This window comes from Methylophaga sp. OBS4 (assembly GCF_026319305.1).
In the GTDB taxonomy this organism is placed as follows: Bacteria; Pseudomonadota; Gammaproteobacteria; order Nitrosococcales; family Methylophagaceae; genus Methylophaga.
Genome location: NZ_JAPDMV010000001.1, coordinates 21,892 through 46,531, shown reverse-complemented (window position 1 = coordinate 46,531; position 24,640 = coordinate 21,892). Strand labels below are relative to the sequence as shown.

Annotated in this window: 27 protein-coding genes; 14 read left to right on the top strand and 13 right to left on the bottom strand. The window is 49.8% G+C overall.

Going from position 1 to position 24,640, the window contains the following annotated elements:
- The first annotated feature begins 403 nt into the window (after nucleotides 1-403).
- Nucleotides 404-1,171, top strand: a complete 768-nt coding sequence (locus OMP95_RS00240) for a zinc-dependent peptidase (protein WP_266324669.1) — start codon at nucleotides 404-406, stop codon at nucleotides 1,169-1,171.
- 293 nt (nucleotides 1,172-1,464) lie between these two features.
- Nucleotides 1,465-1,851 (top strand): hypothetical protein, encoded by a 387-nt coding sequence (locus OMP95_RS00235; protein ID WP_266324667.1) that lies wholly within the window; start codon nucleotides 1,465-1,467, stop codon nucleotides 1,849-1,851.
- Nucleotides 1,852-1,871: 20 nt separating this feature from the next.
- On the opposite strand, the gene cmoB is transcribed toward OMP95_RS00235, so the two are convergent.
- Genes cmoB through tsaB form a run of 3 tightly spaced genes read right to left on the bottom strand, consistent with a single transcriptional unit; the run spans nucleotide 1,872 to nucleotide 4,257 of the window.
- Entirely contained in the window at nucleotides 1,872-2,843 is a 972-nt protein-coding gene (gene cmoB / locus OMP95_RS00230; protein WP_266324665.1) for a tRNA 5-methoxyuridine(34)/uridine 5-oxyacetic acid(34) synthase CmoB, read from the bottom strand.
- Nucleotides 2,840-3,574 (bottom strand): carboxy-S-adenosyl-L-methionine synthase CmoA, encoded by a 735-nt coding sequence (gene cmoA / locus OMP95_RS00225; RefSeq protein WP_266324663.1) that lies wholly within the window; start codon nucleotides 3,572-3,574, stop codon nucleotides 2,840-2,842. The genes cmoB and cmoA overlap by 4 nt, the downstream gene beginning before the upstream one ends.
- Entirely contained in the window at nucleotides 3,571-4,257 is a 687-nt protein-coding gene (gene tsaB / locus OMP95_RS00220; protein ID WP_266324661.1) for a tRNA (adenosine(37)-N6)-threonylcarbamoyltransferase complex dimerization subunit type 1 TsaB, read from the bottom strand. Before tsaB ends, cmoA begins: the two co-directional genes overlap by 4 nt.
- Nucleotides 4,258-4,513: 256 nt before the next feature.
- On the opposite strand from tsaB, the gene OMP95_RS00215 reads away from it, so the two are divergent.
- Nucleotides 4,514-4,753, top strand: a complete 240-nt coding sequence (locus OMP95_RS00215; protein WP_266324659.1) for a hypothetical protein — start codon at nucleotides 4,514-4,516, stop codon at nucleotides 4,751-4,753.
- Here OMP95_RS00215 and OMP95_RS00210 read toward each other — a convergent pair whose 3' ends face one another.
- The 8 genes from OMP95_RS00210 to OMP95_RS00175 form a co-directional block, all read right to left on the bottom strand.
- Nucleotides 4,754-5,329, bottom strand: a complete 576-nt coding sequence (locus OMP95_RS00210; protein ID WP_266324657.1) for a YceI family protein — start codon at nucleotides 5,327-5,329, stop codon at nucleotides 4,754-4,756. It abuts the gene before it with no gap.
- 52 nt (nucleotides 5,330-5,381) lie between these two features.
- Complete coding sequence (locus tag OMP95_RS00205; protein ID WP_266324655.1) at nucleotides 5,382-5,927, bottom strand: cytochrome b; 546 nt, start codon at nucleotides 5,925-5,927, stop codon at nucleotides 5,382-5,384.
- 123 nt (nucleotides 5,928-6,050) lie between these two features.
- The gene (locus tag OMP95_RS00200) at nucleotides 6,051-8,234 is read right to left on the bottom strand and encodes a YgiQ family radical SAM protein (protein WP_266324653.1); all 2,184 of its coding nucleotides are present in this window, start codon (nucleotides 8,232-8,234) and stop codon (nucleotides 6,051-6,053) included.
- Nucleotides 8,235-8,365: 131 nt separating this feature from the next.
- Nucleotides 8,366-8,929, bottom strand: coding sequence for a L,D-transpeptidase family protein (locus OMP95_RS00195; RefSeq protein ID WP_266324651.1), 564 nt, complete (start codon nucleotides 8,927-8,929; stop codon nucleotides 8,366-8,368).
- On the bottom strand, nucleotides 8,926-9,360 hold the full coding sequence (locus OMP95_RS00190) for a CBS domain-containing protein (protein ID WP_266324649.1): 435 nt from the start codon (nucleotides 9,358-9,360) through the stop codon (nucleotides 8,926-8,928). The genes OMP95_RS00195 and OMP95_RS00190 overlap by 4 nt, the downstream gene beginning before the upstream one ends.
- A 2-nt stretch (nucleotides 9,361-9,362) precedes the next feature.
- The gene (locus OMP95_RS00185) at nucleotides 9,363-10,553 is read right to left on the bottom strand and encodes a cation:proton antiporter (protein ID WP_266324647.1); all 1,191 of its coding nucleotides are present in this window, start codon (nucleotides 10,551-10,553) and stop codon (nucleotides 9,363-9,365) included.
- Nucleotides 10,553-11,359, bottom strand: a complete 807-nt coding sequence (locus OMP95_RS00180; RefSeq protein ID WP_266324645.1) for a spermidine synthase — start codon at nucleotides 11,357-11,359, stop codon at nucleotides 10,553-10,555. Before OMP95_RS00180 ends, OMP95_RS00185 begins: the two co-directional genes overlap by 1 nt.
- Nucleotides 11,359-12,261, bottom strand: a complete 903-nt coding sequence (locus OMP95_RS00175) for a DUF3530 family protein (protein ID WP_266324643.1) — start codon at nucleotides 12,259-12,261, stop codon at nucleotides 11,359-11,361. Before OMP95_RS00175 ends, OMP95_RS00180 begins: the two co-directional genes overlap by 1 nt.
- Nucleotides 12,262-12,398: 137 nt before the next feature.
- Here OMP95_RS00175 and rpe point away from each other — a divergent pair, with 137 nt between their 5' ends.
- The 6 genes from rpe to trpC are packed head-to-tail and all read left to right on the top strand — an operon-like array spanning nucleotide 12,399 to nucleotide 17,738.
- Nucleotides 12,399-13,091: a ribulose-phosphate 3-epimerase gene (rpe, locus tag OMP95_RS00170; protein WP_266324641.1), complete on the top strand. Its 693-nt coding sequence runs from the start codon at nucleotides 12,399-12,401 to the stop codon at nucleotides 13,089-13,091.
- 5 nt (nucleotides 13,092-13,096) lie between these two features.
- Nucleotides 13,097-13,765, top strand: coding sequence for a phosphoglycolate phosphatase (locus tag OMP95_RS00165; protein ID WP_266324640.1), 669 nt, complete (start codon nucleotides 13,097-13,099; stop codon nucleotides 13,763-13,765).
- 9 nt (nucleotides 13,766-13,774) lie between these two features.
- Nucleotides 13,775-15,316 carry an anthranilate synthase component I gene (gene trpE / locus OMP95_RS00160; protein WP_266324638.1) on the top strand — a complete coding sequence of 514 codons (1,542 nt, stop codon included), beginning with the start codon at nucleotides 13,775-13,777 and terminating at the stop codon, nucleotides 15,314-15,316.
- Nucleotides 15,317-15,318: 2 nt separating this feature from the next.
- A complete protein-coding gene (locus tag OMP95_RS00155; RefSeq protein WP_266324636.1) occupies nucleotides 15,319-15,897 on the top strand; it encodes an anthranilate synthase component II in 579 nt (192 codons plus the stop codon).
- Between the two features lie 12 nt (nucleotides 15,898-15,909).
- Nucleotides 15,910-16,923 carry an anthranilate phosphoribosyltransferase gene (gene trpD, locus OMP95_RS00150; protein WP_266324634.1) on the top strand — a complete coding sequence of 338 codons (1,014 nt, stop codon included), beginning with the start codon at nucleotides 15,910-15,912 and terminating at the stop codon, nucleotides 16,921-16,923.
- 14 nt (nucleotides 16,924-16,937) lie between these two features.
- Entirely contained in the window at nucleotides 16,938-17,738 is an 801-nt protein-coding gene (gene trpC, locus OMP95_RS00145; protein WP_266324632.1) for an indole-3-glycerol phosphate synthase TrpC, read from the top strand.
- Here the strand turns inward: trpC and crp are convergent.
- Nucleotides 17,718-18,404 carry a cAMP-activated global transcriptional regulator CRP gene (crp, locus tag OMP95_RS00140; protein WP_266324630.1) on the bottom strand — a complete coding sequence of 229 codons (687 nt, stop codon included), beginning with the start codon at nucleotides 18,402-18,404 and terminating at the stop codon, nucleotides 17,718-17,720. The genes trpC and crp overlap by 21 nt on opposite strands.
- Before the next feature lie 119 nt (nucleotides 18,405-18,523).
- Here crp and OMP95_RS00135 point away from each other — a divergent pair, with 119 nt between their 5' ends.
- From OMP95_RS00135 to OMP95_RS00120, 4 genes are read left to right on the top strand one after another with little or no spacing between them, the layout of a single operon-like run.
- A complete protein-coding gene (locus tag OMP95_RS00135; RefSeq protein ID WP_266324628.1) occupies nucleotides 18,524-18,943 on the top strand; it encodes an OsmC family protein in 420 nt (139 codons plus the stop codon).
- Nucleotides 18,933-20,573, top strand: a complete 1,641-nt coding sequence (locus OMP95_RS00130) for a DUF885 domain-containing protein (RefSeq protein ID WP_266324626.1) — start codon at nucleotides 18,933-18,935, stop codon at nucleotides 20,571-20,573. Before OMP95_RS00135 ends, OMP95_RS00130 begins: the two co-directional genes overlap by 11 nt.
- Entirely contained in the window at nucleotides 20,573-20,965 is a 393-nt protein-coding gene (locus tag OMP95_RS00125) for a VOC family protein (protein ID WP_266324624.1), read from the top strand. Before OMP95_RS00130 ends, OMP95_RS00125 begins: the two co-directional genes overlap by 1 nt.
- Nucleotides 20,965-21,246 carry a YcgL domain-containing protein gene (locus tag OMP95_RS00120; RefSeq protein WP_266324622.1) on the top strand — a complete coding sequence of 94 codons (282 nt, stop codon included), beginning with the start codon at nucleotides 20,965-20,967 and terminating at the stop codon, nucleotides 21,244-21,246. The genes OMP95_RS00125 and OMP95_RS00120 overlap by 1 nt, the downstream gene beginning before the upstream one ends.
- On the opposite strand, the gene mutS is transcribed toward OMP95_RS00120, so the two are convergent.
- On the bottom strand, nucleotides 21,243-23,810 hold the full coding sequence (gene mutS / locus OMP95_RS00115) for a DNA mismatch repair protein MutS (RefSeq protein ID WP_266324620.1): 2,568 nt from the start codon (nucleotides 23,808-23,810) through the stop codon (nucleotides 21,243-21,245). The two genes, OMP95_RS00120 and mutS, sit on opposite strands and share 4 nt — an antisense overlap.
- A 16-nt stretch (nucleotides 23,811-23,826) precedes the next feature.
- Between mutS and OMP95_RS00110 the strand changes: the two genes are divergently transcribed.
- Nucleotides 23,827-24,336, top strand: coding sequence for a CinA family protein (locus tag OMP95_RS00110; protein ID WP_266324618.1), 510 nt, complete (start codon nucleotides 23,827-23,829; stop codon nucleotides 24,334-24,336).
- Nucleotides 24,337-24,640: the final 304 nt, after the last annotated feature.

Below are 24,640 nucleotides of genomic sequence, written 5' to 3'. Positions count from 1 at the left end.
TTCAATCCTTGTTCTTATTCTGATCGTCTGCTCTATACCCAATCAACAACAATTGCACCAGCAGTAATGATGGCGAAGATACCATAACTTTAAATATATCAGGTTAGCAGCAACCGCATTTATTCCGTACCTCTTTGCCGATGGCGGCCGTGATAATGGTCAACTGATTGTCACCGCCCGCTATAAGCTGAATTTTATGAGTCCAAACGGGCAAGGCTATCGCCTACAAAAACCACTACTGGTCAGCATATTGAATCGGGACTCCACTCAAATCATGTATATCTGCCTAAAAAACCAGCGGTCAGATGAACCAAGGCAGCCAATCAATATTGCCCGATAGCCGTTATCGGTTTGCTATTCTTAAACTTGGTTATCTGATTGTTTTGTTATCATCTGTATAAATATGAATCGTTTGCAACGCTATCTGACCCAAAGAACACTGCGACGACATGCCATCCCGTTTCATAGCTGGCATCAAGTCACAAAACAGTTACCCCTGATCCAGGCCAGAACAGTTCGTGAACGTGCCCGCTTGCGCCTGCTCACTACCTTGTTTCTCCATAAAAAGTCGTTCAGTGGCACGCACGGACTCAATATCACGCTGGAGATGAAAATCACTATCGCCGCCCAGGCCTGTATCGAAATTCTCTATCTGGGGCTGGATTCATTTGACGGCTGGGTTGAAGTCATTGTTTATCCCGGCCCGTTTCTGGTCAGAAGAAATGTGACCGATGCCAGCGGTGTCGTCCATGCTGAAGCACACGGGCTCAGTGGTGAGTCATGGTCACAAGGGCCGTTGATCCTCTCCTGGCAGGATGTACAGCGTGACAGTTATCAATTGCATCCCGGCCATCATGTGGTTTTGCACGAGTTTGCCCATAAACTGGACATGCAATCAGGACGCGCCAACGGTATGCCACCCCTACACCCCGATATGCCGTTGTCACAATGGACCGATGCCTTGAGTCTCGCCTGGACCGCTTTGCACAACCGTATAGCGCAGCAGCAGACTGCTTATATCGATATCTATGCTGCCACCGACCCCGCTGAATTTTTTGCCGTGATCTGCGAATACTTTTTTACCGCACCTGCCGTTTTGCAGCAGTATTGTCCTGATGTGTATCGGCAATTAACAGCTTATTTCCGACAAGCACCGCCGCATATCGACTGATAAATGACATATCCCATCAAATCGCGACAAGCGCAGGGGCCTTTATCGTAAAACTGCACTTTTACAGGAACATAAGCTGATTGCATACAGGCGGCTTGAACAAGGAGCTTATCGGGAGAGAGGGGTGCCGTGTTCAGTGAAAAACCGCTCCAGAGATAATCGATATATCGGCATTCTCAGCTATACGCTTGTTTGGATTGGGAAAAAACTCCCGATTTTATGGGATGATTTGCTCATCCGTGAAACCCGTAACCGTATTCTAATGGTTCACTTGTATCTCATCATGGATGTGTATGTTGTTTAAAAAGCTAATTTGTTTAGGCATAGCCTCAGTAGCTTCATTCACGATCATCACGAGCACCGAAGCTTCTCTGGATCTGCTTGCCGGCGTTGAAGCCGGCATTGAAACAGATACCGCTATGACCACCAGTGATCTGGAACAAACACAAAAAGTGTTATCGACAGAGGCTGTCGGTACGCGCCATTTCTGGATTAATGAGGAAACCGGAACCTCATACGAAATTCTGATCCATCATCATTATTCTTACGGTCATTACCCCTGCCTGGCCTACAAACTCATTATCAAAAAGAATGACATCATCGAAACCAAGCCGCTGGACGCCTGCAAAAACAGCAGCGGCCAATGGATCTCCATTACCTCCGGAGCCACCGCGCTCTAGGAGTCAGTCGGACTAAACACCTAAGGTGCCGTAGCAATAAAAACACCCCGTTTTGGCGCCGGATAACCTTCAATAGTCTTGGTTATATCAGCCGGGTCAAGATAGTCTTGTAACGATTCAAACGTCATCCATTCAGTACGCCGCTGCTCTTCGACAGATGTCACATTGATATCCACGCAACGCACATCTCTGAATCCGCACTTTCTCATCCACAGCATCATGGTTGCCGCTGAAGGAATAAACCAGACATTCTTCATCTTGGCGTAACGCCCTTCAGGCATCAGGCTCATGCCTTGTTCACCATCGATAATTAATGTTTCCAGCACCAGTTCACCTTTGGGGCGCAGGCAGGAACGTAATTCCATCAAGTGTTTAAGCGGAGAGCGCCTGTGATACAAAACCCCCATGGACAAGACCGTATCAAACCAGGCCAGATTATCGGGCATCTGCTCAATGCCTATAGGCAACACAAAATGCCGGGGTGACTGGATAAAATGCTGCATCAGCTGATATTGCATGGCAAATACCACAGTGGGATCGATCCCCACTACCAGCTCCGCCCCTTCGCCTAACATACGCCAGCCGTGGTAACCGTTACCGCCGCCGACATCCAATACACGCCTGCCATGCAAAGATTGAATATGAGGCAACACCCTGTCCCATTTCCAGTCAGAACGCCATTCTGTATCAATCTCGATATCAAACAGCCTATAAGGGCCTTTACGCCACGGATGAAAGACTTTTAACAGTTCAATAAGACTTTCCCGGCTGAACCCAGCCAAATCGGCCTCAGTGCCGACCTCTACGGCTGTTTTGAGCTCCAGCCTGGACAGGTTGACCTGTGGCAAAGCATTCAATGCTTCCTGCCACATTGGCATTTTTCCGTGCCTGTCGACAGCCAGCTTTTCCTCAACCTGCTGCGCCAGAATTTGCCGCCAGCTGGCAAGCCCCATCGCATCCAGGTGCTGATAAAAAGGCTGATAAACGCTCATTTGACCGCTACCAGAGACACGAAGTTAAAACATTGAAACCATTTTTCAACGAAACCAAAGCCGGCCTGCTGCAAACGGGCTTCATGCTGTTGCAGTGTTTCCGGGATCAATACCTGTTCCAGTGCCGAGCGTTTCTGACTGATTTCCAAATCACTGTAGCCGTTATCACGTTTGAAAGCGTGGTGCGATTCGATATGAAACTGCTCTTGTTCTGCGTACTGGAATGTCAGCTTCTCAGACAAAATCAATATTCCGCCCGGGTCCATACCCTGATAAATGCGACTGATCAGCGCCTGACGCTGAGCTAAGGGAATAAACTGCAAGGTAAAGTTCATCACCACCACGGAAGCATTTTCAATTGCCACATCGGCAATATCCGCACAAACCAGTTCAACCGGCACCGATGCGGTTTTCTCCTGCTGAAAATTCTGCCGGGCTTTTTCAATCATTGCCTGAGAATTATCTACAGCAATGATGTGGCAGTTTGCTGCAGTAATACGTTGCTGCATCGACAAACTCACCGCACCGAGCGAACAGCCGAGATCGTAACAATAACTGGCAGGCTGGGCATAACGAGCCGCCAGAATGCCGATATTGGAAATTAAGGTGGCATAGCCGGGCACCGACCGCTGAATCATATCCGGAAATACACTTACGACTTTCTCATCAAACCGGAAGTCCACCATTTTATCCAGCGGCGATGCGTAAATTTTGTCCTGTTCATCGCTCATGACTGGGCACCTTTTTTCTTGGCTACATTGTCACGCAGATAAACGGGAATGGCCTGGTCGGCAGCCACCAGCTGATTCGTCTCAGCCATATGTTGTGCCAGCTTGATGATGGCCGCTGCTTGCGGATAAGCTTCGGGTTCCACGCCATCGATATGAGCGTTGAACTGGTCCATCAACATTGTTTCATAAGCCTGCCAGCCGGTGCCGGCAGCAAACCAGTGTGTGTCATCCAGCGGCTTGAACTGGTCCGGCGTGCAAACCTGTTCCTTATCGACAAGCTGAGCCAAACCAGCTTCAGCTTTGAAAAAAGCTGAATAGACTTCACCCATACGGGCATCCATGGCGACCGCCACCTGCCTGACCTGATATTTATCCATTACAGTTTGTGCGACAGCAGCCAACGAAGATACTGCGGCAACCGGCAAATCACGTGCAAAAGCAATACCCTGCGCCACCCCTACCCCGATCCGGACACCGGTAAAGGAACCCGGCCCCCGACCGAAAGCCACCAATTCGATATCAGACACCGTACAGCCGACTTCAGCCAGTAACGCATCCATCATGCCGAGTATTTTTTCTGAATGACCACGCTGCGTCAGCTCAGCACGCTGATACAGCTTGCCATTGAACAGCAACGCGGCGGAACACATTTCAGTACAGGTATCTAAAGCAAGAATATTCATTAGTATTTTAGGTCATTTGACTGTCATAACCGTTCATTATAATTCAAAGCGCCAGTTTCAAAGGAGGAAAACATGGCTTTTATCATCGATGTGATTTATATCATCCGCGAGTTGATCAAACTGCTTTTTGTAGTGATGACCTCACCTTTTGCACTGATTGGCAGTTTACTGCTACTGGGAAGGCAAAATTAGAATTTTAATTAAATTCAAACTGTTATAACATAAAGTTGTCATATCAACACCAGGAGAGATTGAGATGGCAACACAACACTTACAATCATTGGAACTCGCTGCACAAGGCGATTGGGATGGCGCTCACCGTCTGATCCAGATTTATGAGGATGAGTTGTCTTGTCTGGTGCATGGCTACCTGCACCGAGTAGAAGGAGATACCAGCAATGCTGCTTACTGGTACAAACGCGCAGGGCAAACATTACCAGCAAACAGCTTGCCTGATGAGTTTGACCGGCTCTACGAACTGGCCAAACAGATATGATTACTGTCTGACACCTTCAATAGACAATGTCAGATAGACTTCCTGAGAACTGGGACCCAGTTTACTGACATCAATACCGTAGTCGGCAATGGTAAATTTGGTTTCCCCCATAAAGCCGACGCGGTAACCGCCCCAGGGATCATCGCCTTCACCGATTTTTTTGACAGGTATGGTCATTTCCCTGGTCACACCATGCAAAGTAAAGTCACCCACCATCACCAAACTGCCGTCTTCCCTTTGCTGGAATTTTTTTGATTTAAATGAGGCCTCGGGAAACTTGTCGGTGTTCAGAAACTCGGCGCTACGTAAATGTTTATCACGTTCGGCAAAGTTGGTATCGATGCTGGCAACATCGATATTGACTTCAATTGCAGATGCCTCTGGCTGCTCAGGATCATAGCTAAAGTTGCCGGAAAAATCGTTGAAGCGGCCACTCATCCAGCTAAAACCCAAATGTTGTATCCGAAAATCAATAAATGCATGTGCTTTCTCGGTATCAATCACATAGTCAGCGGCATGAACCGGCGCCAAAGCCGACAAACTGAGAAATGACATGGCTAAAAAGGTTTTTTTCATAGATTATCTCCTGGGTTTAAGTTCTATACCGTGATACTCGGAAATACGTCTATCACGGGTATAACATGCGTTTAAGCGTGGTGTCCTTATCAATAAAATGATGTTTCAAAGCCGCCAATGCGTGAAAAACGGCACAAGCAATGATCAGATAGCCCAACCACAAATGTACTGTGCCCGCCAGATCAACCCGGCTACCATTGCCAGTAAAGAAAGCGGGAATCTTGAACCAGTCAAACACGCTGAGACCGTCGCCTTTGGCGGTCACTATCAGATAGCCGCTGAACCCCAGCAACAGGATGAACAGACTCATCATCCCGTGAACCGATTTGGCAAGGATGCGCTGCCATTGTGAAATAGAGGGGATGGGCGGCGGCGTGGCCCGAAACAAGCCCCACAGCCAGCGGACAACAACCAGCATAAAGATGGCCACGCCCAGGCTTTTATGCCACCAGGGAGCGCGGTAGTACCAGGTATCATAATAGCCCAGCTCGACCATCCAGATGCCGGAGGCGAACAAACCGATGGTGATAACTGCAATCAGCCAGTGCAACAGGATGGAAAACAAATCGTAGCGTGTCGCCGGGTGTTGAGAACGCATCAATATCCTTATATCCAGTCAGATTAAAGTCCAAATCAAAGACAAAGACCACGTTCAGTCAAAAATGTTCGCGCCCGGCAGAATATTTTTTATTCGCTTAGGAATCTGTTGCCGTTTCAGCCCCTAACCCTGCCGACGTCTACCGGCTTTGCTTTTGCCCGGTTTAGGTCGGGTATGCTGGGTGCGGAATGATTTACCCTCAACAGGTTTATGCGCTTTGCGACTGACACGACTGCCCTCTCCCTTAGCGCCCGTGCCCACAGGTTGCCAATTAGGAATCAAATGCTTTTTGCCGTTGCCGATCAAGTCGGCGCGCCCCATGTTTTTCAGCGCTTCACGCAGCATGGGCCAGTTTTCCGGATCGTGGTAACGCAAAAAGGCCTTGTGCAGACGGCGTACTTTCAGACCTTTCGGTACCGAAATATCCCCGCCCTGACGTCTGACCTTATGCAAAGTGTCCTTGCCGGAATGATACATGGCCGCTGCAGCAGACATGGGCGACGGTAGATAAGCCTGCACCTGATCGGCACGGAAACCATTACGTTTGAGCCACAAAGCAAGGTTCATCATGTCTTCATCGGTCGTACCCGGATGGGCAGCGATAAAGTAAGGGATCAGATATTGCTCCTTACCGGCCGCTTTCGAGTACTTGTCGAACATGGCCTTGAATTTATCGTAAGTGCCGATCCCCGGTTTCATCATCTGTGACAACGGTCCGTCTTCGGTATGTTCCGGTGCTATTTTCAGATAACCGCCGACATGATGGGTAACCAGCTCTTTCACATACTCAGGTGACAACACCGCCAGGTCATAACGCAGACCGGAGGCGATCAGAATCTTTTTAATACCCGGCAAAGAGCGAGCACGTTTATACAGATCAATCAGCGGTGTATGGTCAGTATTGAGGTTTTTACAGACACCGGGATAGACACAGGAAAGGCGCCGACAACTGGCTTCAATTTCTTCACTTTTGCACGCCAGCCGATACATATTGGCGGTAGGTCCGCCCAGATCGGAAATGATGCCGGTAAACCCCGGGGTGGTATCACGAATCGCTTCAATTTCCTTGATAATCGAATCTTCAGAGCGGCTCTGAATGATACGACCTTCATGTTCGGTGATGGAGCAGAATGTGCAGCCGCCAAAACAGCCGCGCATGATATTGACCGAGAAACGAATCATTTCATAAGCAGGAATATTCATCTGCCCGTAGCGGGTATGTGGCAAACGGCTGTAGGGTAAGTCAAACACCGCATCCATTTCGGCGGTGGTCAGCGGAATCGGTGGCGGATTGAGCCAGACATCCTGCTCTTCATGTTGCTGCACCAGCGCCAACGCATTGCCGGGATTAGTTTCAAGATGCAAAATCCGCGAGGTGTGTGCGTACATGACCGGATCATCTTTGACCTGCTTGTAAGCAGGCAGCCTGATCACGGTACGGGCTGCATGGCGTGGCGATACCCGGTGAATCTGAATTACATTGGGTGCCGGTTTATCCGCTGTTTGTTGCGGCGTTTTGGCTTTTTCTTCCGCGCAGCTTTCCTCGGTTTGCATCTGGTAGGGATCGACCGGCGGATTGATTTTGCCCGGCGTATCGACAGAGCTGGAGTCTTTTTCCCACCAGCCTTCGCGTTGTCCGTGTTTAGTGGTGTATGCCGTGCCGCGAATATCGGTCAATGCTTTGATCGGCTCGCCGGCCGCCAGCCGATGGGCGATTTCCACCACCTGACGCTCGCCATTACCATAAACCAGCAAATCTGCTTTTGAGTCCATAATCACGCTATGCCGCACTTTTTCCGACCAGTAGTCGTAATGGGCAATACGGCGCAGGCTGGCCTCAATGCCACCGATAATGACCGGCACACCTTTGAATGCTTCCCGGCAGCGTTGGCTGTACACCACCACGCTGCGATCAGGCCGTTTCCCCCCTTCACCGCCCGCCGTGTAGGCATCATTACTGCGCACACGCTTATCCGAGGTATAGCGGTTGACCATAGAATCCATATTGCCGCCGGTCACCCCGAAAAACAGATTGGGTTTACCCAGTTTTTTGAAGTCTTCAGCGCTGGTCCAGTCGGGCTGTGAAATAATGCCGACACGAAAGCCCTGGGCTTCCAACAAACGGCCAATCAGCGCCATCCCGAAACTGGGATGATCGACATAGGCATCACCAGTCACAATGATAATGTCACAGGCATCCCAGCCCAGCGCGTCCATTTCCTCGCGTGACATCGGCAGCTCAGGCGCCACACCAAAACGATGTGCCCAGAATTTGCGATAAGAAAAGAGTTCAGGCGCGGCTTGCATAAGTCCTCGGGAAGGTTCGGCAGAAACGTGCATTATTCTACCAAATTCAACTGCCTACCCGAGAAATTTAATCAGATCCCGGCCTCTGGCCTTACGAAAACCGCAATTATCGTGAAATGATAAACAGGATTTTAGTCGGTAATAATCACTTGTGTGCCGACATCGACATAACGCATCAGCTGTTCGATTTCGTTATTACGCAAGGCGATACACCCCTGCGTCCAGTTCGCAAATTGATGGATTTCAAGTTTGTTTTCAGTTTCCGCACCGATGCCATGTATGCCAATGGCGCCACCAAGGGCGGTATCCTGCGGCGGGATGCCACCATAAATATGGGCATCAAGAATAGCCCGGTACTCATCGCGACTGATTAAATTCGTCTTCAAAGCTCTTATTGCATCGCGAACACTGGGATAATCCAGTTGTAGGAACAGATGAAAACGATCACTGTCACGTAGCTGAACAATATGATATTTACCCAGTGGCGTTTTGCGGTCCCCTGCTTCGATTTTGGCTTTACGCCCACCACTGCCTAGCGCCACATGGAATGAACGTAAAGTCACACCATCTTTCTGGATAACCAATCGTTTCTCAGAGCGTTTAATCACCAGCTCATAATCACCTTTAGCCATAACTGGCTGCTGCCAGCTCACCATGGCCAGCATCGTTAATGTAACGGCTATCAGCTTTTTCATTTAAGACTTTCCCGCACCAGTTCCTTGAGTACTATCACACCGCACAGCATATTATCAGAGCCTAATACTATCAAATCATCAATATCGCTCTCCAGTTGCCGGTGCAGCACATCACACAATACTTCATTTTCCCGGCAATAAGCATAATGCGGATCCATCAATTCGGAGGCGGTAGCTTCTGTAACGCGTGCGAACAACTGCCTGTGCGTATGGATGGGCCGTTCATGAGCAAACAGATGATTAATGACCTTGTTGAAATTAAGATGCCCCAGAATAGTTTGTTCACGGGCGACATAGGCATCACGGTGCCCTCGTATCAACATCTGCTCTGCGACTTGTTTCAGCGGCATATCTGCTGATACCAGCACCGGCTCAGCCTGGTGCAACTGCAGCCACTCGCCTACCGTGAGATCAATAATCTGACAGGTCATATTTATGACGCCCCACTTTTTATTTCGCCCGCCCTGAATAAAGCAAACCGTGTTGCCAGCGGGCCGAGCAATTCATAGATAAGCGTACTGGCCAAAATAACATTAACAATCAACAACCCTGTGTCGGCAAAAACAGGATGATGCAACAATGACAGTGCTAAACCGATAGCAATCCCTGCTTGAGGCACCACAGCCAGGCCAATATAATTTCGAACCCTCTCCGGCGCAGCACACAATTGGGCTGCCAGTCTTGCCCCCAGCACTTTGCCGATAACCCGCGCCAGCACATAAATCGATACCAGTTCAATCCCTTGCATCAACACGCTCAATTTGAAATGGGCACCAGCCAGTGTGAAAAAGGTCAGAAACACCAGCTCTTCCAGATATTCTATCGGCGCAAACAAGCGTTCCCCACCTGATTTGAATGTGGCCCGCGCAAAAAAACCCATGGCCATCGCCGTCAGTAAAGGTGAACAATGCCATTGTTGCGCCAACCCCTGGCTCAATAACAAGGAAGCCAGCACCATGGGCAGGAAAAAGTTGCGATTACGCACCCGGCGACCTAAATAAGCCAGCAACCACCCCATCAAAGCACCCAGTATCAAAGCCCCCAGAATTTCGGTACCGGCACTGACAGCCGCATTCATCAAACTGCTGCCGGTGACCCACACCAGCATCAATGAAAACAAAACAATGCCCACCGCATCATCAAGTGCAACAACCCCCAGCAACGTGGTAGTTAAAGGGCCTTTACTCCGATATTGATAAATTACCGCAACCGTCGCAGCTGGCGCAGTACTGGCAGCCAGCGTACCTAACACAACGGCCAGTAGCAGTGCATCTGTTGTCTGACCTGACATCAACCACCAGATCGACACTGTCACTAATACAACTGCTCCTATCACTTCTCCCGCTGTGCAAAACACAATGGTTTTGCCAAGACGACGTAGTTGTGTTGCAGTGACCGAACCGCCGATCAGATAAGCGACAATCGCCAGTGCACTGTCAGTCAGTGGGCCCGACCAACTGGTCATATCCAGCCCCAACCACCCCCCCAGCAAATCCGGCGACCAAAGCAAGCCGGCAACAGCATAAGCTGCAATGCGTGGTGTATTGGTACGTGCCGCCAGTAAACTCAACAGCAGGCCCGTTACCAATAACAGGCCCAACACCAGCAGTACAGATGAATTCATCAGGCAAACAACCGGCTGATAAAATTGCGATTTTGCCGGATCAAATTCTGCAACGACTTGGGCAGATTGATATTGAGTTGCATTTCCATCACATCAACCTGGGGCCGTAACTGTTTCAAATCATTGTGTTTGACATAGAAGTTGGTGGCGAGCGCAATAACATTACCCTTGTTCTCAACCGGCAGAATCATGGCACGGTTATCAAAACTCTGATTGATACGTTGCATGGTGAGGTTGAACGTGGACCGGTCACTGCCCCAAAGGTTAATGCTCATCACACCGTTAGCAGTCAGAATTCCGGCACAGGCATCAAAAAAAGCTTGCACGCCGACGCTGGCTGCCATGCCATTGTGATCGTAAGCATCAACCAGTAACAAGTCATAACTCAAATCACTATCGTAAAAACAGCGTTTGACATGCAGGTAACCGTCACCCAGATGAATATTGAGATTGGGATTATCAGTGGATACACCAAAAAAGCGCTGTGCCACATCAACCACATCCTGCCGATATTCGACAACATCTACCTGACACTGAGGAAAATGATATAAAAGAAACTTCACCAAAGATCCGCCGCCCAGACCGACGACCAGCGCGCGCTTGGGGGCAGGATTAAGTAACAGACAAGCCATCATCGACTGTGTATAAGTAAGCTCCAGTCTGTGCGGTGCACTCATTCGCATCGTACTCTGGCGCGGGTAGGTGCCAAAATGCAGCGAACGGCTGTCGCCATAGTCAACAACTTCAATAACACCTTCATCAGATTGAGCCTGATGAACAACCAGACCATCACCATAAAGACGCATTAGCTATCCGCCTTATCAACAAAATATTTGTGCAACCAGCCTCTGACAAGGCTGAATACCGGTTCGGTAAAGCCATAAAAATCATTACTGCTGGCCGCAACCGAACGCTGTGCGTAGCCAGATTGTCCGACACGAATCATTTCGACTCGCCTGAATTGCGCCAGCTTGCGAGAATCAACATTTTCAGTTGCGACAATATCCAGCAGCATCAACGCTGACGGCAACTCGGTAAACGTTTCAATGTCGGCATCTGCTGCAATTACAATAAGCCCCGCTGCAATTTGTGAATCACGGCTAAAAGCGGCTGCCGCCACTTCAGCGCCCTTGCCTACGGCCAGCAGAATCTGCGGACCCGGCGCTTGTGCTTTTAAATAAGTCAGCGCTGCTGCCACTCGTGCTGCATTATCCACGTCATCAGTATCGGTTTGCTCTTTGGCAGGCTCACTGCTGTTTTCCATTGCTTCATTGGTCACGATAGCCGCTGCCTGTGAAGCATCCGGCTTTTGCTGCATCTGTTCATCATCTGAAGGAAACAGATTGGGCTGATACGGGTAAGTCAGCGCGACAGTCATGGTTGACCAGCCGGATTTTGTTAACGCATGACGTAAATTATGCACTATTCCCGCGCCATCTATATCTCCATCCACATCATGCAGAATCAGCACTTTGCCATGATTCCGGCCAAGCATCTCCGGCATAAATGTCGCGTCCACCGAGGTTTGCCCGACCGGCAGTGACAAATAGCCTGCCACTGAACCTTCATGTCGCTGCAAAAACACATCACCCTTCGCAGGCGCTTGTTCATTTGTTTCGGTTATTTCTTCTGCCAATGCACTGGTTGACAGTGACACCAGAAAGATCAGGCTCAACCAATTTGACCGGCCATTGAATCTGTTTAGCAATTGCCACTCCATTACTTTGATAATGCTCGCTCAAGTATAATCACAGCAGATTGATTTCAAAAGCTGAAAAATGGCTGCTGATACGGTAAAGTATCGGGTTTACGCAGAACTTATAAACAGATTTAAGAGAGATTAAAATGGCTGAATTCAAAATTGCTCCGTCTATTCTTTCCGCAGATTTTGCCCGTCTGGGTGAAGAAGTCGACAATGTGCTGGCTTCAGGCGCGGATATTGTTCACTTCGACGTGATGGACAACCACTATGTGCCTAACCTGACCATCGGGCCACTGGTTTGTGACGCATTACGCAAGCACGGTGTAACGCATGAAATTGACGTACATCTCATGGTCAAGCCTGTTGATCGTATTATTCCTGACTTTGCCAAAGCTGGCGCAACTTTTATTACTTTTCACCCTGAAGCTTCTGAACATATCGATCGCAGTCTGCAATTGGTTAAAGCTGAAGGTTGTAAAACCGGTCTGGTCTTTAATCCGGCAACCCCGCTGTCCCTGGCCCAGCACGTGCTGGACAAAGTCGACCGCATCCTGCTGATGTCAGTCAACCCCGGCTTCGGCGGTCAGAAGTTCATCCCGCACACTTTGGACAAACTGCGTGAAGCCCGCAAAATGATTGACGAAAGCGGTTATGACATCGATCTGGAAATTGATGGTGGTGTCAATCTCGACAATATTCGTGATATCGCCGAAGCGGGTGCCCGCACCTTCGTGGCTGGTTCCGCTGTATTCGGTGCCGCCAAAGACAGTGATCCAAACCGCTATGAAAGCATTATATCTGCCCTGCGTGAAGAACTGGCTAAAGCTAAAGTTTAAACCTTATGCCACTCAAAAAACCTGAGATCGCGCTTATCGATCTGGATGGCACGCTGGTTGACAGCGTGCCTGATCTGGCTTGGTGTACCGACGAAATGATGAAAGCGCTGGGTATGCCGGTGCGGGGAGAAACCAAAGTCAGAAACTGGGTGGGAAACGGTGTCGAGCGTCTGATAAAACGAGCGTTGCTCGATCAGCTCGAAGGCGAACCTGCCGAAGTGCTTTATGCTAAAGCCGCTCCGATATTTATGGCGCTTTATGCTGAAAACCCCAGTGAACGCAGCCAGCTTTATCCGCATGTCAGAGAAGGTTTGCAATGGCTGAAAGACAACGGCATTCGACTAGGCTGCGTGACCAACAAGGATGCGCAGTTCACCTTGCCCATCCTGCAGAATCTGGGCATAGCCGATTTTTTTGAAATAGTCATCAGTGGCGACACATTGCCGTTGAAGAAACCCCACCCTGCCCCTTTATTACACGGTGCAGAATTTTTCGGCGTCACGCCGGATAAAGCGATGATGATCGGCGACTCAATCAGTGATGTAAAAGCATCGCGAGCGGCCGGATTCAGCATCGTGTGCATGAGCTACGGCTACAATCACGGTGTTGATATCCGCACTGCTGAACCAGATGCCGTGATTGATACATTTGCAGAGCTGGAAAGCTTATTTTAGAAAGAAGCGATGAAACAGGCAGAATTCGAACAACTGGCCAGTGAAGGCTATAACCGCATCCCGCTTGCCCGCGAAGTATTAGCTGATCTGGACACCCCGCTCAGCACGTACCTGAAACTGGCAGATGCGCCCTATTCCTATCTCTTTGAATCAGTTCATGGTGGAGAGAAATGGGGTCGTTATTCGATTATCGGTTTACCTTGTGACACGGTCGTTAAAATCCACGGCACGGATGTAGTAGTCGAACATCAGGGCGAAACGGTTGAAACGGATTCCAGTGACGACCCGCTGGCCTGGATTGAAAAATTTCAGCTGCGCTATAAGGTGCCTGAAATTGACCACCTGCCCAAGTTCAATGGCGGTCTGGTCGGTTATTTCGGTTACGATACCGTGCGTTACATTGAGCCCCGTCTGGGTAACAGCCCGACCTCAGATCCGTTGCAGTGCCCTGATATCTTGTTAATGGTGTCTGATGACTTGGTGGTATTTGATAATCTCAGCGGTCGCCTGTATCTGATTGTGCATGCCGATCCGAAGCAGGACAACGCATATCAAAACGCACAACAGCGTCTTGATGATTTGACTGTCACGCTTAGAACCACCATTCCCGAATTTCAGAATCATGCTGTTCGCAGACAGGTTCAGGAACAGGATTTCGTTTCCGGCTTTACCCATGACGGCTTTATCCAGGCAGTGGAAAAAGCCAAACAATACATCACTGACGGCGATATCATGCAGGTGGTGCTGTCGCAACGCCTGTCCATTCCGTTTGCCGCACAGGCGATGGACTTGTATCGGGCTTTACGGACGCTGAACCCCTCTCCTTATATGTATTATCTGAACCTGAAAGATTTTTATGTAGTGGGTTCATCACCGGAAATTCTGGTGCGTATGGAAGACAGTGAAGTCACGGTCAGACCGATTGCCGGCACCCGTCGCCGCGGCAGGACTGAAGAAGAAGATCTGGCCTTTGAACAGGATCTGCTCGCCGATCCTAAAGAACTCGCAGAACACCTGATGTTGATTGATCTGGGCCGTAATGATATCGGTCGTGTCAGTCAGACAGGCACCGTCGAACTCACCGATAAAATGGTGATCGAACGTTATTCTCATGTTATGCACATCGTCTCCAATGTCACCGGTAAGGTATTACCGGATATGACCGCAATTGATGCCTTAAGAGCCACCTTCCCTGCCGGCACGGTCAGCGGTGCGCCAAAAGTACGGGCGATGGAAATCATTGACGAACTGGAGCCTGTCAAGCGCGGTGTTTATGCCGGTGCCGTCGGTTATTTGTCATGGTCAGGCAATATGGACACCGCTATTGCCATTCGCACAGCTGTCATCAAAGACGAAACCCTGCATATTCAGGCAGGAGCCGGCATTGTTTATGACTCGGTACCGGAACTGGAATGGAAGGAAACCATGAACAAGGCCCGCGCAATATTCCGTGCAGTGGCAATGGCAGAAGCGGGGCTCGAAGCCAATCCTCATGCTGACAGTAACGAACCGGGTGCGCTAGCGCACACGACTCGCAAAACAGAGACATAGATATGCTGTTAATGATTGATAATTACGACTCGTTCACCTACAACCTGGTGCAATATTTCGGCGAACTGGGTGAAGATGTGCAAGTACATCGTAATGATAAGATCAGTATCGCTGATATTGAAGCGATGGATCCGGAACGGATCGTGATATCACCCGGTCCCTGCACACCTAATGAAGCCGGCATTTCGATGGCAGTCATCAAACATTTTGCCGGCAAAAAACCGATTCTGGGAGTGTGTCTGGGACATCAGTCCATCGGTCAGGTCTTCGGCGGTGAAATCGTCCACGCACGGAAAATCATGCATGGTAAAACCTCGCTAGTTTACCATAACAATACCAGCGTATTCAAAGGTCTGAACAATCCGCTCGAAGCCACCCGCTATCATTCTCTGGTGATCAATAAAAACACCCTGCCCGACTGCCTTGAGATAACGGCATGGACTGAAACCGACGCGGGAGAACTGGATGAGATCATGGGCATTGAACACAAAACATTGCCCATCGAAGGTGTTCAGTTCCATCCGGAATCCATCCTGACGCAGCAAGGTCATGAATTGCTGAAAAACTTCCTGCAACGTTAAGGCGCATCGAAAATGGATATTCAATCAGCCATCAAGCTTGTTATTCAGCATCAGGATCTCAGTGCAGAGCAGATGACCGATGTGATGAATCAAATCATGACCGGTGACGCCACGCCTGCCCAAATCGGTGGGTTTCTGGTCGGTTTGAATATGAAAGGTGAAACGGTCACTGAAATCGCCGCTGCCGCAAGTGTGATGCGTAACCTCGCCACGCCGGTCACGATTAAGGGTGATCATGTGGTGGATACCTGTGGTACCGGCGGTGATGGCGCCAGCACATTCAATGTATCCACTGCCAGTGCTTTTGTGGTCGCAGCGGCAGGAGCCAAAGTAGCCAAACATGGTAACCGCTCCATCAGCAGCAGCTCAGGTAGTGCTGATGTACTGGAAGCTGCAGGGGTCAATCTGGAACTGACACCGGAGAAAGTCCAGCATTGTGTCGACAGTGTCGGTGTTGGTTTTATGTTTTCGCAAAAACATCATGGAGCGATGAAATATGCGATTGGCCCGCGTCGGGAGATGGGCGTTCGTACCATTTTCAACCTGCTTGGGCCGCTTACCAATCCGGCCAGGGCCGCCCATCAGGTACTGGGCGTATTTGATAAAAAATGGGTTGAACCGATGGCCCAGGTTCTGCAAAAACTAGGCAGTAAACATGTACTGGTAGTGCATGCTGAAGATGGTCTGGATGAAATCAGCATTGGCGCGGAAACCTATATTGCCGAGCTGAAAGACGGTCAGATTCACAGCTACACCATCAAGCCGGAAGACTTTGGCATGGCTCGCAGCGATATCGGTCAGCTGACCGTCAAAAATGCCAATGACAGCCTGCAAATTATCAAAGATATTTTTTCAGGCAGCCGCGGTCCGGCTCGGGATATCGTCGTACTTAACGCCGGAGCAGCAATTTACGCCGCCAATCTGGCCTCTTCTCTTAACCAAGGTATTGAAATGGCGCAGTCAGTTATCGACTCTGGCGCAGCCGGTCAAAAGCTCAATGCCCTGATTGTTTGTAGCCGTTCATAGAATGAATCAAAATAATGACTGAAAACACCCCCGATATTCTGCTTAAAATCCTGCAACGCAAACAGGAAGAGATTGCTGAGCGCTCGGCAAAAATTCCATTGGCCATCATGCAACAATTGGCGGAACAGGCTGATCCGGTGCGAGGATTTGTTGATGCCATTGCCAGAAAAATCGCTGCCGGTGAACCGGGGGTAATAGCAGAAATCAAAAAAGCGTCACCCAGCAAAGGTTTGCTCAGAGAAAATTTTGTGCCCGCAGACATTGCTGTTTCGTACGAAAAACATGGCGCGGCCTGCCTGTCGGTATTAACCGATCGCGATTTCTTTCAGGGTCACGAAGAATATCTGCAACAGGCACGCAAAGCCTGCTCGCTGCCGGTGATTCGCAAGGACTTCATTATCGATCCTTATCAGGTGTTCGAGGCGCGTGCTATCAGTGCTGACTGCATATTATTGATTGTCGCTGCGCTTGACGACAACCAGCTGGAACAACTCAGCCAACTGGCCTTACAATTGGGCATGGATGTGCTGGTAGAAGTACACGATCTTGATGAACTGGAACGGGCGTTAGTGTTGAACCTGCCCTTGATTGGCATCAACAATCGTGATCTACGTACCTTTGACACGTCACTGGATACCACGCTCTCCTTGTTGCCGCGCATACCCAACGGACACATTGTCATCACCGAGAGCGGTATTCACACTCCCGATGATGTCAAATTAATGCGTGCCAATCAGGTTAACGGATTTCTGGTCGGTGAGGCGTTTATGCGTGCCGAAGATCCCGGTCTGCAGTTAGGAAAGCTTTTTTACTAAGGGATTTTTGTAACGGTGAGCTTCGTCATAGACAATGACTGTCTTACCATGCGCCCAGACTGTGCCGCTCTCCTGTAATTCTTTCAATACCCGCCCTACCATCTCACGTGAGCAACCCACCATACGGCTGATTTCCTGGCGGGTAATTTTAATCTGCCTGCCCTGTGGGTGACGCATCGCATCCGGCTGTGAGGCCAGCTCTTCAAGTGCCGATTCAACACGACCAGCCACGTCAAGAAATGCCAGATCGCTGGCCTTACGTGTTGTGGTCAACAGGCGTTTTGCCATCTGCTCAGCAATGGTATAGAGCAAGGTTGCATAGCAGTTTTTAAGTTGGGTATCGGCCAGATTACGGATCTGCTGGTAGCTGATCTCTTCTGTGCGGCAGTCAGTTTTGGCTCGCACAGTGACCATGCGGTCGCCAACTTCTGAGAACAATCCGATCTCGCCGATGAAATCGCCCTGATTGAGATAAGCCACAATCAATTCTTCACCTTCTTCATTTTCCATGCAGACGGTGACAGAACCTTCACGAAGGTAATAGAGGGTATCAGCAGGATCACCGGGACGAATGATGATATTTTTAGCCGGATAAAACTTGCTGTGGCAAGAGTGAAAAAAGTCAGCAAGACCTTCTTCAATAGCTTTATGTTTATGATATTCCATTCAGTATTCCAAGTAAGAAACCCCAGTACTAGTATACAGCCGTAAAACGGTATAATTCGTCTTTGGTTTCACAAATATGGCAAAATTAAAGTTATTCATCAACTTTAGGAAGCATTTTAATGAAAGCACGAGTGAAATGGGTTGAGGATGTCTTGTTTCTGGGTGAATCAGGAACCGGGCATACCATCGTTATGGACGGTCCGAAAGAAGCCGGCGGTCATGGCACCGGCATGCGTCCGATGGAACTGCTGCTGCTCGGTCTGGGCGGTTGTACCGCCTATGATGTGGTCGAAATTCTGCAAAAATCACGTCAGGACATTCGCGACTGCATCGTCGAAATAGATGGTGACCGCAGTGAAGAAGTCCCCAAGGTCTATACCAATATCCATGTTCACTACAAAATCACCGGCAAAGACGTTAAAGACAACTTTGTTGAGCGGGCTATCAAAATGTCTACCGAGAAATACTGTTCAGCGACGCTGATGCTGGGTAAAACCGCTACCATCACCCACGACTTTGAGATCATTAATGTCGACTGACAACAGTCAGACTTTCGATCGCATCGAACAGAGTTACCTGAGCAGTTGGTGCCGTTTCAATCCTGAGACAGCGCTGGATGCCGGTGTGGAAGATTACGCTGGCGAACTCACCCCTTGTGATGACACCGCTTTGGGTATACAGCTGGTGCTTAACGAAAAATGCCTGGCTGCGCTCGATGAAATTGATGAATCGGTATTGGATGCCGATCGCCTGATGCATTACCGTATTTTGCACGGCTGGGCCTCAATCGAACATCATCAGCTGATGGATCACGACTGGCGTTATCGGGATCCGGCACGTTTTCTGCCAATCAATGCCTTGCATCAGTTAACGATACGACCACTCGAGACTTTTAATCAGGCACTGTTGTCACGACTGGAAAAGATTCCCAACCGGGTCCGTGAAGCCAAAACCTATTTGAACACAGCTCCTGCGCTGATTCCTGCTGTCTGGTTGCAAATGACCTTACAGGAGTGTGAAGCAGGTGTGCATTTCTGCCATCATTTAATAGAACACCCGCGAGTCAAACAGGCACTTGTTCATCAGGCACATATCGAACCGGCCATTCAGGAAGCGGCCAAATCACTGGAAAGTTTGCAACATGTTCTGCAACGGCTTTCCGGCTCAACTCAAGGTGACTTTGCCTGCGGCCGCGAGCATTTTGAGCGACTGTTGCAACAGCGACACTTTCTGCCGGTCAATGCCAAGGCGCTGCTGCAGTTTGGCGAGAAATTGTTTGCCGACACCCAGCAGCAACTTGATGAGGCTATCGCTGAATCCGGACTGTCATTAGAAGATATACGTCAATATCACCCAAGCGCTGATCAACTGCTCAGTGCTTATCAGACAGAAATGCAGGCCGCGAAAGATTTTCTCAAGGAAAACCAGCTGGTAACCCTGCCCGGCAGACAGCATTTGAACGTGGTCGATACCCCGGCTTTTCTCAGGCATCAAATCCCTTTTGCCGCCTATCTGGACCCCAGTATTGCTGATCTGAGCCAAAGCGCTCTTTATTACGTGACGCCAGTGCTTGCTCCGGAAGAATTAGCCGAACATAACTATGCCGCCATTGCCCAGACCAGTGTGCACGAAGCCTGGCCCGGCCATCACTTGCAATTTGTCACCGCTAATCAGTCCGGCCAGGGCAGTGCCCTCCTCAGAAGATTGTTCCCCTGTGCGACGCTCTATGAGGGTTGGGCTTTGTACTGTGAACAAATGATGCTGGAACAGGGGTTTGAACGTTACCGCGGACAGAAAGAGGTGATGTTACGTGACCGTCTGTGGCGGGCATTACGTATTATCGTCGACGTTAAAATCCATACCGGTGACTGGTCGCTGGAACAGGCAATAGCGGAAATGGTGTCAAAACTCGGCTTCAGTCAGCAACAAGCCCAGGCTGAATGCAACTGGTATAGTCAGGCGCCTACGGTGCCAATGAGTTACGCTGTTGGCTGGGCATTGATCAATGCACTCAGGGATATTATTCAACCTGCAAACCGGCAAGAACTCAAAACCTTTCATGATAAACTGCTCAGTTGCGGTTCTGTGGCATTGCCACTGGTGATTGAACATCAATTTGGTTATCAAATCTGGCAGCAATGCTGTCAGCATGTTTTTGGAGAAAATTAATGCAACGTCCCGGCAAAACAGGTGGATTGCACCATGTCGCTTTGTTCGTCAATGATTTAGCTGCCTGTGAAAAGTTTTATGTCGATCTGCTGGGCATGGAGGTGGAATGGCGCCCGGATGAGAATAATGTCTACCTTACCTCAGGCAACGATAACCTCGCCCTGCACCGGGCGGACAACCTCAAGGCCAATGAAGGCCAGCAACGACTCGATCATATCGGCTTTATTATCCCGACCCTCGATGAAGTGAATGTCTGGTTTGAATTCCTGCAGCAGCATGATGTTAAAATGCGTAATGCACCCCGCACTCACCGTGATGGCGCGCGCAGTTTTTACTGCTATGATCCCAGCGGCACGCTGGTGCAGATTATTTACCACCCACCTATTTCATAATGAAAACCTATATCTATAAAAGTCTCAAAAAAGACGGCCTTTACCTGTATCTGGCGAAAAAAGATGATTTTTCCGAAGTCCCTCAACCGCTTTATGACTCAATGGGCAATGAGCCCCAGTTTGTAATGGAACTGGATCTGAGCCCTGATCGGAGTCTGGCGCGGGAAGATGTCAATCTAGTGATAAACAACCTGAAAACCCGTGGTTTCCATGTACAAATGCCGCCACGGCCGGAAAAACTGGGCGAGTTTATCGACCCGAAAAAGCAGCATCTGCACTAGAGGACCTGAGTTCGTTTCGATAAGAGGCTGAGTTCATACAACAGATCTAAAGCCTGTTTCGGGCTCAGCTCATCGGGGTTTAGCTGTTCGAACCTTTTTTCCAGTTCGGACTTTTCATGGCTCACAAATAAATCCGGCTGTGGCAGATTCTGGATGTCTTCATGCTGATAACGGCTCTGTTCCAGTTGCATCAGTTTCTGTCTGGCCGCCACGATCACATCTGTCGGCACGCCCGCCAACTGGGCAACCTGCAAGCCGTAACTCTGGTTGGCCGCGCCCTCTTTGAGCTGATGCAAAAATACAATCTTGTCGCCATGTTCAATGGCATCAAGATGCACATTTCTGGCTTTATCAAACAATTCGGGCAGTTGCGTCATTTCAAAATAATGGGTGGCAAACAACGTATAAGCGCCGATGTCCCGGATCAGTTTCTCAGCACAAGACCAGGCCAGTGCCAGCCCGTCAAAAGTGCTGGTGCCACGCCCAATCTCGTCCATCAGTACCAGACTGTGACAGGTGGCATTATTGAGGATATTGGCAGCTTCGTTCATTTCCACCATAAAGGTAGAGCGGCCGGAGGCCAGATCATCCGATGCACCAATACGCGTGAACACTTGATCCACCAGGCCGATTACCGCTCTGTCAGCCGGCACAAAACTGCCCATATGCGCCATTAGCACGATCAAAGCAGTCTGCCGCATATAAGTCGATTTCCCGCCCATATTCGGGCCGGTAATAATCAGCATCGGCTGCTTTTCTGTCAGGCTCAAGTCATTGGCACAAAACGGACTATCATGACAGACCTCCACCACGGGATGGCGTCCGGCTTCGATAGCAATACCGGCATCATTGGTAAATTCAGGAGCAACATAATCCAGCGTCTCGGCCCGCTCTGCCAGGTTTGCCAGCACATCCAGTTCTGCCAGTGCTGCAGCCGAATGCGTCAATGCGGTTAATTCAGGTGCCAGTTTGTCAAATAAACCGTCATACAAGGCTTTTTCCAGGGCCAGCGCTTTCTCATTGGCACTTAATACCTGCTCTTCAAACGTTTTCAATTCCGGCGTGATATAACGTTCGGCATTTTTCAGAGTCTGCCGGCGCACATATTCCATCGGTACATCTATATCACGGGCACGACTGAGCTCAATATAATAACCATGCACTTTGTTATAACCGACTTTAAGGCTGCTGACACCGGTCCGCGCCCGCTCCTGTTGTTCGAGCTGATCCAGAAAGCCGCTGGCGTTACTGTGCAAATCACGCAGACGATCCAGATCAGGATCATAACCTGCGGCAATCACCCCACCATCGCGAATCAAAACCGGTGGCTCTTCAATAATCGCCTGTTGCAACAATGTTAACAATTCACTAAAGGTGCCCAGTTCACGATCCAACTGTTTCAAATGCCGGCATTGCATCAGCTGCAATAACTGATGCAGTTCGGGCAGTAATATCAGCATTTGGCGCAAATGCATGAAATCCCGGGGTCTGGCGGAGCGTAATGCCATACGTGACAGAATCCGCTCGATATCGCCAAGATGCCGCATCAGATCGTGACAAGTTGTATAACTCTGCAGATCGATAAATTGTTGGATGGCTTGCTGACGCTGTGTGAGTATGCGCTGGTCCCGGATAGGCCTCATCAGCCAGCGCCTGAGCAGCCTGGCACCCATCGGGGTGGCTGTTTTGTCAAGCACCGATAACAGCGTATTGTCCTGGCCGCCCGCTAAATTTTGCTCCAGTTCAAGATTGCGTCTGGATTGCGGATCAAGCCGGATGCTGTCACGGGTATATTCCACAGTGAGCTTACGCAGATGAGGTAATGCGGTCCGGTGTGTCTGCTTGGCATAATTCACCAGACAGCCGGCAGCACTGATCGCGAGTTCCAGATCATCGCAGCCAAACCCTTTCAAATCGGTAGTGTTGAAATGTTCACACAAACGTCTTCTGGCAGCCTTTTTATCAAAATGCCACTCGGGCAATGGCCGCAGTCGTTTGCTGAAAAACTGAAACTGATCCAAATCATTATCGTTGACCAGAACCTCGGCGGGTTGCAGGCGAGCCAGTTCAGCCTGAAGTTCAACCATGGTGTCCAGTTCTGACACAAAAAAACGGCCGCTGCTTATCTCGGCAGCTGCCAGTCCAAAGCGTTCATGTTGCTGACTAACCGCCACCAACAGATTTTCATTTCGACTGTCGAGCAAGGCTTCTTCTGTCAAGGTCCCGGGTGTCAACACACGCACCACCTTGCGTTCCACCGGACCCTTGCTTGTAGCCGGATCACCAATCTGTTCGCATATTGCGACCGATTCACCCATCCGGATCAATCTGGACAGATAGTTGTCTGCAGCATGGTATGGCACACCGGCCATCGGGATCGGCGCCCCGCCACTATTACCACGGGCGGTCAAAGTAATATCCAGCAACTCCGCGGCCTTATGGGCATCATCAAAAAACAACTCATAAAAGTCGCCCATACGGTAGAACAACAGATATTCGGGGTGTTCGGCCTTAATACGCAGATATTGCTGCATCATTGGAGTATGATTTTGATTTTTAGTCATCGGTGTAGTTTATATCATGCAAACGATTTCTGACGTATCACTCCAGCAAATCAGCTTGAAGCTCGCTGAGCTGTTAATAGAAAAAAAATTAAAACTGGTAACAGCGGAATCTTGTACCGGCGGTTGGGTCGCAAAATGCTGTACCGATATCCCCGGCAGCTCGGCATGGTTCGAGCGTGGTTTTGTCACCTACAGCAATGAAGCCAAACAAACCGATCTCGGTGTGGCTGAAGCCACACTGATTAAAACCGGTGCCGTCAGCCTGGCTACCGTTGAAGAAATGGCTTTCGGTGCCCTTTCTCGCTCCAATGCCGATATCAGTGTCGCTATCACCGGTATCGCCGGACCTGACGGCGGCTCTGAGAGCAAACCCGTCGGCACAGTATGGATTGGCTGGGCCGGCAAAAATAAAAGTGTGCATAGCATCTGCTACCACTTCAAAGGAAACCGGGAAAGTATCAGACGTCAGGCCGTTTTAGCGGCGTTGGAAGGAGTCATCAAAAATGCTAGTGCTCTACCAGGCTGATATTACCGTGTTCAGCGTCCCTGTGGTGTTTGGAGGAAAAACATCCCTGTTTTTCCCCTTACAGGCGCGCTGAAGCGCGTCCAAAACCTCTCCAGGAGGTTTGGTGCCGCAAGGCACGGTGCACAGATAAGAGCCACTCCCTTATCAAGCATCGTAACGCCGCGGCGGGACACCACAGCGGCGCCCGAAGGGTTGGCCTGTCAGCGTCCATGGCGGTGTTGCAGCTCTCGCAAAGGGAGGGATCATTAGCTGCGAGCGGCGCCTTGCCCTGAACACTGCCAGACCAACTGAACCCGGCGATATC